13 protein-coding genes and 1 other RNA gene are annotated in these 13,188 nt (G+C 55.9%); 5 read left to right on the forward strand and 9 right to left on the reverse strand.

What is annotated here, in order from left to right:
* Positions 1-156: 156 nt before the first annotated feature.
* The 9 genes from QVZ43_RS11660 to QVZ43_RS11700 form a co-directional block, all read right to left on the reverse strand.
* Positions 157-501, reverse strand: a complete 345-nt coding sequence (locus tag QVZ43_RS11660; RefSeq protein WP_302910074.1) for a hypothetical protein — start codon at positions 499-501, stop codon at positions 157-159.
* On the reverse strand, positions 501-947 hold the full coding sequence (locus QVZ43_RS11665) for a YcgN family cysteine cluster protein (RefSeq protein ID WP_223793391.1): 447 nt from the start codon (positions 945-947) through the stop codon (positions 501-503). The genes QVZ43_RS11660 and QVZ43_RS11665 overlap by 1 nt, the downstream gene beginning before the upstream one ends.
* Positions 944-1,237 (reverse strand): YcgL domain-containing protein, encoded by a 294-nt coding sequence (locus tag QVZ43_RS11670; protein WP_302910075.1) that lies wholly within the window; start codon positions 1,235-1,237, stop codon positions 944-946. The genes QVZ43_RS11665 and QVZ43_RS11670 overlap by 4 nt, the downstream gene beginning before the upstream one ends.
* Positions 1,234-2,385, reverse strand: coding sequence for a ribonuclease D (locus QVZ43_RS11675; protein WP_302910076.1), 1,152 nt, complete (start codon positions 2,383-2,385; stop codon positions 1,234-1,236). Before QVZ43_RS11675 ends, QVZ43_RS11670 begins: the two co-directional genes overlap by 4 nt.
* A gap of 16 nt (positions 2,386-2,401) precedes the next feature.
* Positions 2,402-3,004, reverse strand: a complete 603-nt coding sequence (gene recR, locus QVZ43_RS11680) for a recombination mediator RecR (protein ID WP_302910077.1) — start codon at positions 3,002-3,004, stop codon at positions 2,402-2,404.
* A gap of 37 nt (positions 3,005-3,041) precedes the next feature.
* Positions 3,042-3,365, reverse strand: coding sequence for a YbaB/EbfC family nucleoid-associated protein (locus tag QVZ43_RS11685; protein ID WP_223793387.1), 324 nt, complete (start codon positions 3,363-3,365; stop codon positions 3,042-3,044).
* 10 nt (positions 3,366-3,375) lie between these two features.
* Positions 3,376-5,415, reverse strand: coding sequence for a DNA polymerase III subunit gamma/tau (dnaX, locus tag QVZ43_RS11690; RefSeq protein ID WP_302910078.1), 2,040 nt, complete (start codon positions 5,413-5,415; stop codon positions 3,376-3,378).
* 178 nt (positions 5,416-5,593) lie between these two features.
* Positions 5,594-5,690, reverse strand: an RNA gene (gene ffs, locus QVZ43_RS11695) — signal recognition particle sRNA small type.
* A 111-nt stretch (positions 5,691-5,801) separates the two neighbouring features.
* On the reverse strand, positions 5,802-6,437 hold the full coding sequence (locus QVZ43_RS11700) for a 2OG-Fe(II) oxygenase (protein ID WP_302910655.1): 636 nt from the start codon (positions 6,435-6,437) through the stop codon (positions 5,802-5,804).
* Between the two features lie 227 nt (positions 6,438-6,664).
* Between QVZ43_RS11700 and QVZ43_RS11705 the strand changes: the two genes are divergently transcribed.
* The 5 genes from QVZ43_RS11705 (at position 6,665) to prsR (ending at position 13,069) form a co-directional block, all read left to right on the forward strand.
* Complete coding sequence (locus tag QVZ43_RS11705; protein ID WP_302910079.1) at positions 6,665-7,585, forward strand: D-hexose-6-phosphate mutarotase; 921 nt, start codon at positions 6,665-6,667, stop codon at positions 7,583-7,585.
* Positions 7,586-7,613: 28 nt separating this feature from the next.
* The gene (locus tag QVZ43_RS11710) at positions 7,614-8,429 is read left to right on the forward strand and encodes a lysophospholipid acyltransferase family protein (protein WP_302910080.1); all 816 of its coding nucleotides are present in this window, start codon (positions 7,614-7,616) and stop codon (positions 8,427-8,429) included.
* Entirely contained in the window at positions 8,429-9,376 is a 948-nt protein-coding gene (locus QVZ43_RS11715) for an SDR family oxidoreductase (protein ID WP_302910081.1), read from the forward strand. The genes QVZ43_RS11710 and QVZ43_RS11715 overlap by 1 nt, the downstream gene beginning before the upstream one ends.
* Positions 9,377-9,425: 49 nt before the next feature.
* The gene (prsK, locus tag QVZ43_RS11720; protein WP_302910082.1) at positions 9,426-11,558 is read left to right on the forward strand and encodes an XrtA/PEP-CTERM system histidine kinase PrsK; all 2,133 of its coding nucleotides are present in this window, start codon (positions 9,426-9,428) and stop codon (positions 11,556-11,558) included.
* Between the two features lie 137 nt (positions 11,559-11,695).
* The gene (gene prsR / locus QVZ43_RS11725; protein ID WP_223793381.1) at positions 11,696-13,069 is read left to right on the forward strand and encodes a PEP-CTERM-box response regulator transcription factor; all 1,374 of its coding nucleotides are present in this window, start codon (positions 11,696-11,698) and stop codon (positions 13,067-13,069) included.
* Positions 13,070-13,188: the final 119 nt, after the last annotated feature.

The raw sequence follows: 13,188 nt of genomic DNA on the forward strand, positions 1-13,188 counted from the left end.
AGTCGACAAACTCCATAAAAGTCAGAACCTTACAGGACAAACACCTTTTTCGATTCGCTCAGGATCTGTATCAGTATCTACGAATTCTGCTTGCTAAGGTTCATCCTCGGGTGCAGCGTCTGTTTCGCTGGCGAGACTGACCGTAGCAACCGACAATTAACGGGTGGTCAACCGGTAACGGACGAGATCCAGTATCCAGACCAGTGCCATGATGAGACCGGCAATCGACAGGTTGAACAGAGCCCGCCCTGCTTCGTCACTATTGCCCAGAATCATCTCGTAACCACCGTGCAGCCAGGCGGGAATCCACCAGCCAGCCAGTTCCTTGGATTCAACGGGGGTGAGCAACAGTGCCACCAGAGCGGCCAGCAGTAGCGTCTGCAAACCGTAGAGAGGAAGTATGCGAAACAGTTTTTTCATCATGTAAAAGAAAATGACGAAAGCGACGGCATAAGCCGCCCAAAAAATGCCATAGGCAAGTTGTGCGTCAGTATCGATCATTACAAAACCCAGTGAATTATATGTTCTTCCCAGTCTTCCTCTGGAACCTGGTCGTAGGGTATTACCTTGGAACGAACCGACACGCCCGCCTCGTGAACGGAGTTGGGGTCACCGCTTCTCAGCGGGTGCCAGTCTGCCAGCGGGCGCCCATCAGCCAGGGTCCGGTAGGCACAGGTGTAGGGCAACCAGTGATAATCACCCACGGTTTCCGGTGTTAACACCGTACAACCGGGTTCTTTCTGCAAACGCTGCGAGTATACGGTGCATTGGCACGTCGCTTCATCCATGAACCGGCAAACCAGGTCCGTATGGTAAACATCGCCGGTGTCCTCATCCTCCAGCTTCTGGAGACAGCACTTTCCGCAGCCGTCGCACAGCGACTCCCACTCGGCGGGACTCATCTCGTCGAGACGCTTCCTCTGCCAGAATGGAATCTCCGCAATCATTGCTTGTGGCGCTCCAGTTTCTTCCGGAATTCAACCACGTAGCTATCCTGTTCCTCAGGCATCTGGAGGTAAAACCCCCTGTCTTTAAGCGCTTCCAGCACTTGCTTGCCTGTGGTACGGGCCAGTTTGCGCTCGGGTGTCAGCACCAGATCCATCGAATGAACCGGCTGGCCAAAGATGTCCTTCAAGGCATCCGGCAGCTCTTCCCAGTCCTGCCCGCGTCGGACAAAAAGGAAGGTATCGTCTTTTTTGCTGCTTCGAAAAACAGACACAAACACTTTTTCACTCATGATCTAAGTAGTTCCTCAATCTCTGTCCTGACGGGCTCCAGCACTTTCGACCGCCAGCCCTGGAAAAATGCCTGATCCCTGATGGAACGATCCTGAATTACTTTTTCCAGTCGTTTTCTCGGAGCCAGAAGCTCAATGGGGACGCCCGACACCTCGGCAGATTTCCTGAAACGTTTTTTGATTTCCTTTAATACACCCTGCTCATCCCGGGTCAGGGGCGGTGCGATTCGTTTCAACGTTGATGCGTCACCGGATTCCCGGGCCTGGTTCACCAGCGACACCAAAAGCTCACCGTATTTGCGTACCACCACCGGTGGCAATCCATCGATACCAGACAGCGCCCGAGCTGTGTCCGGCATTCGCTCGGCAATGGCAATTAATATTGGATCGGCCAGCACGCGGTTGCGGGGCCGATCAAGTTTCCGGCACTGCTGTTCCCGCCAGAGAACCAATTCCCTTAGCGCTAATTGTTGCGTGGGTTTCAGAGTCCAGCCCGCACGCAACTTGAGATAATGCTGCTCCGGGTTTTCCTGGCCGCTCTGCTCCTGCGCGAATCGCGCCGATTCCTCGATCATTGCCTGCTCCAGGCCCCGCTCACGCAACCGGGGAATGACCCACCGGTAAAGCGGCTCCAGAAACCGGATATCCTCCACCGCATAGCGCTGCTGGGCCTCTGAGAGAGGACGCTTAAGCCAGTCTGAGCGTGTGGCCGTTTTATCGAGCGTTTCGCCGAATAACTCTTCCACCAGTCTGGCATAGCCCACGGAAAAGCCGGCCCCGGCCAGCGCGGCACCGATCTGAAGGTCAATGACGCCGCGGGGCTCAAGATCCAGCCAGTGGCGAAACAGCTCCAGGTCCTCGCTCATGGCGTAGAGCAGCTTGATCACACCCGGATCACCAAGCACAGACCGGAACCGATCCGACTGCTCGGCGATCCCGGGATCAACGAGGAAAAACTCGCTACCGGCTCCCAGCTGCACAAGACCCGGGATCGGATGGAACGTATTCACCCGCTCGAACTCGGTGTCCAATACCAGAGGGAGGCCGGACACCCGATCGAGCCACTGATTCAGTGCTTCCGGAGTTTCGAGCCAAACAATGGTTTCTGGTGCCGGAGGGACTTCAACGGCCGCAGCGGTAGTTGCCATAAAATTTCCTGGAGGGCTATTCGGAGAGTGGTTTGCGGCCCCGGAAGGCATGGGTCAGCGTGAAGCCATCGACATAACCGAGCTCGCCTCCGACAGGAATACCGTGTGCGAGACGAGTAATCAGAACCTCCCGGCCGTCCAGCCGGTCCGCAATGTAATGGGCCGTGGCTTCGCCTTCAACGGTCGGATTGGTTGCCAGAATCACTTCCGTGATGTCTTCCTGCACGACCCGATCAATCAGGCGCTCCACGCCGATTTCCGCTGGCCCGATTCCGTCGATCGGGGACAAGTGCCCCATCAGTACAAAATACCCACCCCGGTAGTCGCCGGACTGCTCAATAGCCAGCAAATCCGAGGGACTTTCCACCACACAGAGCGTCCCGGTGCGCCGCCCCGGGTTTTCGCAGATGCCACAGGTCTCACTATCCGAAAAATTCTGACAGCTGTCGCATCGGCGGACGCCATCCATTGCCTTACCCAGCGCATCTGCGAGACGGACACCGCCGGACCGTCCACGCTCCAGCAAATGGAAGGCCATGCGCTGAGCCGTTTTCTGACCTACGCCGGGCAGACACCGAAGCGATTCGACGAGTTCATCAACCAACGGGCTGAATGCCATGAAGACTCCTCAAATTTCGTATGAACCTGATCCCGGATCAGAACGGCATCTTGAAACCGGGCGGCATCCCCATCCCGGACATCATGCCTGACATTTTTTCTTTCTGGTTGGCCTCAACGCGACGCACCGCATCGTTAACCGCTGCTGCCAGCAGGTCCTCAAGGATTTCCTTGTCTTCACTGAGCAATGACGAGTCGATGTCAACTTTGCGAACATCATGGCGCCCATTCATGGTGACCTTAACCAGCCCAGCCCCCGCTTCGCCGGTCACTTCCGCCTTGGCGATTTCTTCCTGGGCCTTCTGCATTTCTTCCTGCATTTTCTGGGCTTTTTTCATCAGGTCGCCCATATTATTCATCATCACCTGTCTCCTACTTAATCTGAGTCGGTCGGATAGTGTCTTCGACTACCCGCCCTTCGAATCGTTCAACGATGGCCTGTACCGCCGGATCCTGTCGGATGGCTTGTTCTGCAGCCTGCTGGCGCGCGACCCTCTGTCGCTCCTCAAAGGCTGCCGGCGTGTGGGGACCCGGCTCACCAACCTCTACGCGCAATTCAATGGCGCCACCGAACCGTTTTCTCAAGCCCGCGAGGATCTTTTCCTCATGCCGTTCATTCAGAAGGCGGAAGTGTCCCTCGTCGATGGTCAATACGACTGCCTGACCATCCCAGCTCATTGAACACTGACTGCCCAGGTTTCCGGGCATACCAACGATTGCCAGCGAACGGAAGTCCCGCTCCCAGACAAACTCCCCTTCTGGTTCTGTGGGCAGCTCAACGTCAGTTGCTTCACTGTGAATCTCGGTGGCCTGTTCCGGGACCGGGTTAGCACCCAGCCCGCCACCCGGCTCTACAGACTCGCTTGACAGCTCGCTGGTCGGCTGGCTGGTGGGTTCCTCTCGATGTGGCGTCACATCATCGAACGAATCCACATCCCCGGCCTCCGCATCCGCCTGCGCATCCAGGCTGGCCAGCCAGGCATCATCACCGGTATCCTCAGATGCCATTTGCTCTGCCGGGGGGATGGCTTCTCCAGGCCCAGCAGCGCTGAAATCCGCCGACTCATCGGAAACAGCAGCCTGTTCCGGCCCATCGGCCAAAACCTCTTGCGCAGCCGGCTCACGGTTAGCTGGCTCTTCGGCTACGTCATTCGCTTGTTCACTTGGCGCTGTTGACTGAGGGGCGGTCTCCGCCTCCACCGATGTTTTTTCCAGACTGGTCTCAGCGGGAGCCGATGCCGCAGTACCCGCAGGTTCGGGCTCTTCCTTGGTCTCCGAGCTGGAGGCCGGGGCGGATGAACTCATTTTGGGAGGTTCGCGTCGTTCGGTGCCTGGGCGGAATGCCAGCATCCGCAACAACGTCATTTCAAAGCCCATTCGGGCATCGGGAGTGATCGACAGGTCTTTCCTGCCCGCCAACGCCACCTGATAGAAAAGCTGGGCGTCTTCGGCACTCAGTTTCTTGGCCAGAGCCTGAACCTGCCGGGCGTCGCCAAGTGCATTATCGGCACTACCGGGCACCACCTGTTCCATGGTGACCCGATGGAACAACGACAAGAGGTCGGCCAGAATCACACCGTAGTCCGGAGCAAAATCCGAAATCCGATTGATTTCCGTGAGCAGCCCCGGTCCGTCGCGTTCGACCAGCGTGCTGACCAGGCGCTCGATGTCGCGTTGATCAATGGTTCCCAGCATGTTGCTGACATCACTGGCCGCCAGGTTCTGGTTACCAAAGGCTATGGCCTGGTCGGTGAGGCTCAGTGCATCGCGCATACTGCCATCCGCCGCACGGGCCAGCAGCCAAAGTGCCGGTTCCTCAAACGGAATCTGCTCTTCGGTCAGCACATACTGGAGATGCCCGGCAATGTGCTCTGGCGTCATGCGTTTCAGGTTGAACTGCAGACAGCGGGATAAAATGGTAACCGGGAGCTTCTGGGGATCTGTTGTGGCCAGCAGGAACTTCACGTGTTCAGGTGGCTCCTCCAGCGTCTTCAGGAAAGCGTTGAAAGACTGGTTGGTCAGCATGTGCACCTCGTCAATAAGGTACACCTTATAGCGCCCGCGGGTCGGAGCGTACTGGACGTTGTCCGTCAGTTCCCGCATGTCGTCTACGCCGGTGCGAGATGCCGCATCGATTTCGATCAGATCAACAAACCGACCGTCCTGAATCTCAAGACAGCTGGAACACTCGCCGCAGGGGTTGGCTGTTATACCAGTTTCACAGTTCAGACACCGCGCCAGCAGCCTGCCGATGGTCGTTTTCCCTACACCGCGGGTGCCGGTAAACAGATAGGCATGGTGCAATCTCTGGCTTTCCAATGCGTGAATCAGTGCTTGAAGCACATGTTCTTGGCCCACCATGTCCTGGAAGGTGCGAGGGCGCCATTTTCGGGCAAGTACCTGGTAGCTCATGTTCCGCCAACTGCAGTCAAAAACGGGGCTTTACCATAGCACGGACAGCCTTCGAGAAGAAGCAAGCGCGACGCTGTACCGAGTGTCACGGAAGCACACCAGAACTAACAGACTGAAGCACGCTTAAGCTAGCGGTAAGTTATTGGGAATGAAAGAAACGGGAGGAGATTGGGGGTGCCCCCATCAGCGACACTCCGGCACACAATTCCACCGCTGCGGCTGCTCCCTTCCGGGCCTGACCGGGTTCACGGTTTCATGTTGCGGAGGCACCAATGGGGCCACCATAACGGGCTTGGGGCATGTTCCCCGAAAGCGGCGCGCATATTAGCAAATGGCATCGGCGACTACAACGGCATTTATTAACCCGGCACGAAAAGGGCATCCATTCAGAGCGGCAACGGGACTTCGTCCTGCCGGAACCAGCAGGCAAGACTAAACCGCGTTCGGTTCGCTGGCAGTACCTCGTGGGGAATCTCTTCGCTGAGAAAAACCGCCATACGTCCGGCTTCCGGCAGCACCAGGCCACACATTTCATGGTCGCTGTCGCGATTAAAAATGCGCAGTTCGCCACCATCCTTCGGCTGCCAGTCCTCATTGAGATACAACACCAGACTCACGACACGTGAAGCGCGCCCGCGAAAGCTGTCCAGGTGCTTGCGGTAGAAGTCTCCCGGACGATAGGTCGCGTAATGACACTCAAACCGCTTGAGCCCCAGAAAAAGCCTTTGGTTCAACCCCTCACGGATGCGCTCAAAGTTTTCGAACAAAGCTGCCTGAGGAGACGTAATGCCCTGAAGCCACGCGATCCTGTCCCTCCGGATCGAACGATCCTGTACATGATCCGAGCCCCGGCCTACTCCTGCTTTCTTCATGGCATCCGTACTTTCGAGCAGCATCATTTCGGCCGCGAGCGCCTGAAGTAACCGGGGCCCAAGGAACGAGGACGCATCGAAGGTCATCCAGCCATGCTCACTCAGCCCGTCTGCCAACTGGTTCAGACAAGATTCTCTCGCCTCATCCATCCCCGCAACAAGGTCAGATGCCGAAAGTCCCAAACCCACCGACGAAGCATTCAATGACGATCCGAGGCCAACCGTACGGGCGTCAATTGCCTTCACAACGTCCTCAACCATCTGGCACCCCACAAAAAAATTTTCATATTTTAGGCATAGTTCTCGCGGCAGCGGGAGAATTAATTTACTCTCTTTATACGCATGTACGCTTAACCTCCTGCAAACCGATAAGAACCATGTCTGAGAGCAGTAACCGGCCGCCCCTCTCGCTGTCGCCGGGCCAATGGTCCTTCACGAGATGGAACACAATTGGGCAACTGGAAGCCCTGGAGGTTCACCACCCTCTATTCAGGGCAACACTCTTCCTGCAGGGAGCCCACCTGACTCAGTTCACCCCTCAGGATGATGCGGGCTGGCTCTGGCTGAGCAATACTGCACGCTACGAGCCTGGTCGTGCCATTCGGGGCGGCATTCCAGTTTGCTGGCCCTGGTTTGGAGACCCCAAACGCAATGCACCAGAGGTCCGAAAACGCATCTTGGCCGACAGCGCTCACGGCTTCGCTCGAACCGCGCTCTGGAAGCTCGAAGATGTTCGTGAAAACGCCCATGAGGTAGAGATCAGCCTTTCGCTGGATGCGACGGAAGATTTTGAGCCGTACTGGACGGGTCATGCGGTGGCCCTGATTACCTTCAATTTTTCGGTACGTGGTTGCCAGATCGCGCTGACTACAACCAATCTGGACCTGGAGCCTCTGGCATTCAGCCAGGCCCTGCACAGCTATTTCCCCACCGCCGACATCAACAGAACACGGGTTCTGGGACTGGGCAACAGCAATTACATCGACACGCTTGATCACTGGGAATACCGAAACCAGGAAGGCGCGGTCTATTTCGACGGAGAAACAGATCGCATCTACGAGAGCGGCGAACCACTGACCATCGTGACACCCGGCGGCAGCAGGCGGCTGAGAAGCGTCGGCAGCGATTCCACGGTCGTCTGGAACCCCGGCCCGGAGAAAGCAGCCCGGTTATCGGATTTTTCAAACTCGGCGTGGAAGAATATGCTTTGCATTGAAACCGCCAATGCCGCCGGTGACTACCGGGTACTGAATGAAGGCCAAAGCCACACCGTGGGTGTACTGATCGGCCGCATGTAACGGATTTTGTAGGTAACAGGGAGTCGGCATGGGCCTGACATCGTTGATCAAATCGAAGCTCGTCTCTCCTGCACTGGAGGAGCACGTCAACCGCATCCAAAAACCAATCGGCAGCCTCGGTTACGATCCCTGGGGCTACAATAACGAGGCCATAAAATACGGCTTTGGCCTGCTCAAACCCATTTACGAACGCTATTTCAGGGTGCAGGCCCACGGAGTAGAGCAGATCCCATCGGAAGGACCTGTTCTGATCATTGCCAATCACAGCGGGCAATTACCCATTGATGGTCTTCTGATTGGCTATGCCCTCGCCTCTCGCAAGGAAAATCCTCGCATCCCGCGCGCCATGATCGAACGCTTTTTTCCTACGGTTCCGTGGCTTGGCAATCTTTTGAACGAAGTCGGGGCCGTTCTGGGCGACCCGGTTAACTGCGCGAAAATGCTGGCCAACAACGAAGCCGTGATCGTGTTTCCTGAAGGGATCCGCGGTTCCGGCAAGCTCTACCATGATCGCTACGAGCTGAAGCGATTCGGCAATGGTTTCATGCACCTCGCCATGAAATACAAGGCACCGATTGTACCCGTGGGCGTTGTGGGCTGTGAGGAAACCATTCCCGCCATCGCCAACATCAAGCCCCTGGCCAAGGCCCTTGGCGTTCCCTATGTGCCCGTTGCCCTGCCCATGATTTTGCCCGCCAAGGTGCACCTGAATTTTGGTCCCCCCATGTATTTTGATGACCGGGAGATCCCGGAGGAACAGGTTACTGAGCGGGTTGAAGCGGTGAAAGTAGAGATCAACCGCCTGATCGACAAAGGACTGAGTGAACGGACAAGGCTTTTCTGATGGGAAAACATCGCAGACCCCACATTCTCGTGACTGGCGCCGCAGGCGCACTGGCCCAGCAGGTGATCAGCCGCTTAAAGGAAGACTGCGACCTGGTTGCCATTGATTTCCGCGAACAGGTGTACCTTGGTGATGACATCCCAAGCTACCGCATCGACTTCAACAAGCGCGTTTTCGAAGACCTGTTTCGGCGCTATGAATTCGACGGCGTTATTCACCTCGGACGCATCCAGTCAAGTGAGCTGACCCGGATGCGCCGCTATAACGCAAACGTCCTTGGCACCCAGAAATTGCTGGACCTCAGCCACAAATATGGCGTTCACAGGGTGGTGGTGCTGTCGACATACCACGTGTACGGTGCCGTTGCGTACAACCCTGCCCTGATTGACGAATCAGCCCCCCTGAAAAGCGCGGGCCTGAGTGCAGACCTGATCGACTCGGTAGAACTGGAGAACCTCGCCAACATCTACCTGTGGCGCTATCCGGACCTCAACATCACGATTCTGAGGCCCTGCAACATAGTTGGCCCGGGTGTCCGCAACTCCATCAGCACGCTGCTGGCCGGGCAAAACGCGCCAGTTCTGGCCGGTTTTTCCCCGATGATGCAGTTCATTCACATCGACGACATGGCAGACGCCATCGTAAAAACCTATCAGAAGCCAACCCGAGGGATCTTCAACGTCGCTCCGGAGGATTGGGTCGCGTATCAGCACGCTCTCAAGCTGGCTGGCTGCCGGCGAATACCTATCCCTTCCGTGCCCCCCATTCTTCCGACAGTCATTCTCAGGGTCCTGAAGCTCAGAAGTTTTCCGTCTTATCTGATGGCCTTTTTCAAGTATCCTGTGGTTATCGACGGCAGGGCCTTTGCAAAAGAGTTCAACTTCAAACCGAAGCGACCGCTCAAGGAAATTTTCCGGTTTTACCGGGATAACAAAGAACCCGTATGAGGCTCGCTGCCCGACAGCGCAGTGAGCCCGGCAACGCAGGATGCGATGAATGCTAAGTGATTTTAGCGTGATCAGTTATGCGGCAGCTGCCCTGACCTATGCGTTGTTGATGGGCCTGGTCGCAGTGCGATACCTGCGGCGAGGGGTCGACCGCGCGCTTTTTCTTGCAGCTTCCGTAACCGCTCTCTGGGCCGGCGTACTGGTTTCCCAGAGCCTGTTCAGCGTTCCGGGTTTCTTCTCTCGTTACCTGCTTGAGTTGCTCCGGTATGGCGCATGGATTGGCCTGCTCTTCGCCATGCTCCGCAATGCATCCCGTCATCGCGAGTTAACCGGCCAATTCAAACGGATACTCGGCGTGTCCGCCGCCGTTTTATTGAGTCTGCTGTTGGGGCTGGCAATCTTTGAGTTTGCGTTCAACGAATCCTTGCTCACTGGCAAAGCCCGGGTTCTCGGTCAGATCGCCCTGGCTCTGCTCGGGTTATCGCTGGTGGAACAGATCTGGCGAAATTCACCCGGTTTTGGCCGCTCAAGCATCAAATACCTGTGCATTGGCACCGCAACACTCTTCGCCTTTGATTTCTTCATGTATGCCGACGCCCTGCTATTCGGGCAAGTTGACGAATCCTTTTGGAACGCCAGAGGGTTCGTCAACGCATTGCTGGTACCCCTGTTCGCCATCAATGTGATCAACACCCGAAAGCAGCCCGTCGACTTCCAGCTCTCCCGGTCTGCTGTTTTTCATGGAAGCACCCTCATCTTCGCCGGCACCTATTTGCTCTGTCTGGCGGTTGGCGGCTATTACGTGCGCATTCTTGGGGGCAATGTTGGAGATGCTTTACAGGTCCTGTTTTTTACCGGTGCACTGGTCTTTCTGGCGGTCCTGATTCTCTCAAGACGGATACGCTCAAGGCTCATGGTGGTCATCAGTCGTAACTTCTTTGACTACAAATACGACTATCGGGAGGAGTGGTTAAAGATGACCCGGGAGCTGGCGAACCTGAGCGACGCCCCGCCCTTGCCCGAACGAGTCACACGCATTCTTGCAGGCTTGGTGGAAAGTAACTCTGGCGCTATCTGGCTTAAAAATGACCAGGGCACTTTCGTGCTGAAGACATCAATCAACCAGCCTTCACCCAGGTACACAATGATCGATGCGGATTCGGATCTCGCCCAGTTCTTCAAACGGCGTGAATGGATCATCGATCTCAACGAGTACCGGGCAGATCCGGTCCGTTATGACCTTATTGAAATTCCCGACGCAATCGCCCAGATGGACGATGCGTGGCTGCTCATACCCATGTTTCTGGGCAACGAACTTTACGGAATAACACTGGTAGGAAGATCTTATGCCAAGGTGGAGCTGAACTGGGAAAACTTTGACCTGGTGAAAGTGGTCGCGCGTCAGACGTGTAACCTGCTGGCGCAGGAAGACGCCCAGAACCGATTGTCCCGAGCGATGCAGTTCGAAGCAGTCAGCAAGGCGTCGGCTTTCATGGTTCACGATCTGAAAACGGTCATCGCCCAGCTGTCATTGCTGGTCAAGAACGCGCCGCGACATCGTGATAATCCCGCGTTCATCGACGATATGATCCAAACCACTGATCACGCAGTGAAAAAGATGTCTCGTCTGGTCGATCATATTCGTCGCCCCTCTGAAGATACCAAGGCTGAAACTGAGATCCTCAATCTCACGATCCTCACGAAGGAACTGGTCGAGCACTACGGACACCAGAACCCCGTCCCCCGACTGGAGGGAAGCCAGCCAGACGCCCTCGTCAACGCTAACGAAGAGCAACTTCGGAGCGTGCTGGGACACCTGATCCAAAACGCCAAAGATGCCACGCCGCCCGACGGAGAAGTCACTCTTACCATCAAGATCGCGACCGGGAATGCGGTCCTTTTCATCCAGGACACCGGGTGCGGTATGACTGAACAGTTCATCAACTCTCAGTTATTTAAACCGTTCGACAGCACCAAAGGGCTGACAGGCATGGGGATTGGCGCATTTCAGGCGCGGGAATACATCCAGGGGCTGGGCGGAAGCATTGATGTTACCAGCAAGCCTGGTGTTGGCTCCTGTTTTTCCATCAGGATTCCTCTCGCCGAGGCTCCAGGCCGCGAACCAGCGGAAGGCCCTGACGATAGTTTGCCGACACGACAGGGCGAGCCAAAAGCAAATTGACCGGCTTTTCTGCACAAACGCCGTACAGGAACGTTGCAAAGAGCCATTGTTCGGTCGAGAATCAATCATGATGGCGGTGTTGGAACAGTGAGTTCCAGAAGAAAAGAAAGCAATCAAACAAGGGAATTGTTGCTGTTGTGACTAGACGACTTTTAATCGTAGAGGATGACCCGGGCCTGCAAAGCCAGATGCGGTGGTGTTTCAGTGACGATCTGGAGGTCACCGTAGCCTCAGATCGGGAATCCGCCCTGACCGCTCTGCGCCGCGCCGAGCCGGATGTCGTGACCCTGGATCTCGGGCTCCCACCCGATCCCGGCGGAGCTACAGAAGGCTTCAGCCTTCTGGAAGAAATTCTCCGCCTTTCACCGGGCACCAAAGTTATCGTGGTTACTGGCCGGGAAGACAAGGAAAACGCCGTCAAGGCTATCGGCATGGGCGCCTGTGATTTCTACCAGAAACCACTTGATGCAGACATTCTTTCGTTCGTTGTAAACCGTGCTTTCCGCCTGGCTGAGCTCGAACGAGAAAACGAATATCTGGCGATTCAGCGCAGTGGAACCAACGTAAAAGGCATTGTGGCCGCAAGCCCACAGATGCTCGGGATCTGCAGAACTCTGGAAAAAGTTGCCCCGACGGATGTCACCACCCTGATTACGGGTGAAACCGGCACAGGTAAGGAGCTTCTTGCGCGGGCAATTCATGACCTCAGCCATCGGGCTGACAAGCCTTTCGCGGCCATCAACTGTGCGGCCATTCCCGAAAACCTGCTCGAAAGTGAACTGTTTGGTTTTGAAAAAGGCTCATTTACAGGCGCAACCCACACCAAGAAAGGAAAGATTGAGAGTGCCAATGGCGGCACCCTCTTTCTGGACGAAATTGGTGACATGCCAATGGCGTTGCAGGCAAAGCTTCTGCGCTTCCTTCAGGAGCGAATGGTAGACCGGGTAGGTTCGGTACAACCGATCCCGGTTGATGTCCGGGTCGTCTGTGCGACGCACCGGGATGTGCGGGCACTGATCGAAGCAGGAGATTTTCGTGAAGATCTCTATTACCGTATCAGTGAAATCACCCTCGACGTCCCCCCTGTTCGTGAGCGCGACGGCGATGCACTTGTTATTGCGCAGTCCCTTCTCAAGTCCTTGGGAAAACAGATGGATCGTCCCAACCTCGCATTCTCTGAGGAAGCAGCCAATGCCATTAATGGTTATGGCTGGCCCGGAAATGTCCGTGAAATGATTAACAAGGTGAAACGGGCCACCATCATGGCAGATGGCAAGCGAGTAACGGCCGAAGATCTGGAGTTGGTGAATGGCCAAACCAGTGACCAGATACAGCTAAACCTCAGGCAGGTCCGAGAAACCGCTGAACGCCAAGCCATTGTTCAGGCCTTGCGGGCCTGTAATTTCAATATTGCACAAACCTCGCGATTGCTCGGCGTCACCCGGCCAACACTCTATAACCTGACAGACAAATATCGTATCAACACCTCACCGGAAACCTCGGGCACCTAAAACAGGAAAGCGCTTCCAGGCAACATCAAGGGATCAGGGAAGCAAGCAGGAAGGAATCGCGTTATGAATTGGTTAGCGGCATTACGCTCTGCTCTATGCGCTCTGGCATTAGCTTTCTT

This window comes from Marinobacter suaedae, from assembly GCF_030519635.1.
In the GTDB taxonomy this organism is placed as follows: Bacteria; Pseudomonadota; Gammaproteobacteria; order Pseudomonadales; family Oleiphilaceae; genus Marinobacter; species Marinobacter suaedae.

Coding starts and splice junctions, on each gene's coding strand:
- QVZ43_RS11660 (WP_302910074.1), bottom strand. CDS start 501: ATGATCGATACTGACGCACAACTTGCCTATGGCATTTTTTGGGCGGCT.
- QVZ43_RS11665 (WP_223793391.1), bottom strand. CDS start 947: ATGATTGCGGAGATTCCATTCTGGCAGAGGAAGCGTCTCGACGAGATG.
- QVZ43_RS11670 (WP_302910075.1), bottom strand. CDS start 1,237: ATGAGTGAAAAAGTGTTTGTGTCTGTTTTTCGAAGCAGCAAAAAAGAC.
- QVZ43_RS11675 (WP_302910076.1), bottom strand. CDS start 2,385: ATGGCAACTACCGCTGCGGCCGTTGAAGTCCCTCCGGCACCAGAAACC.
- recR (WP_302910077.1), bottom strand. CDS start 3,004: ATGGCATTCAGCCCGTTGGTTGATGAACTCGTCGAATCGCTTCGGTGT.
- QVZ43_RS11685 (WP_223793387.1), bottom strand. CDS start 3,365: ATGATGAATAATATGGGCGACCTGATGAAAAAAGCCCAGAAAATGCAG.
- dnaX (WP_302910078.1), bottom strand. CDS start 5,415: ATGAGCTACCAGGTACTTGCCCGAAAATGGCGCCCTCGCACCTTCCAG.
- QVZ43_RS11700 (WP_302910655.1), bottom strand. CDS start 6,437: ATGGATGAGGCGAGAGAATCTTGTCTGAACCAGTTGGCAGACGGGCTG.
- QVZ43_RS11705 (WP_302910079.1), top strand. CDS start 6,665: ATGTCTGAGAGCAGTAACCGGCCGCCCCTCTCGCTGTCGCCGGGCCAA.
- QVZ43_RS11710 (WP_302910080.1), top strand. CDS start 7,614: ATGGGCCTGACATCGTTGATCAAATCGAAGCTCGTCTCTCCTGCACTG.
- QVZ43_RS11715 (WP_302910081.1), top strand. CDS start 8,429: ATGGGAAAACATCGCAGACCCCACATTCTCGTGACTGGCGCCGCAGGC.
- prsK (WP_302910082.1), top strand. CDS start 9,426: ATGCTAAGTGATTTTAGCGTGATCAGTTATGCGGCAGCTGCCCTGACC.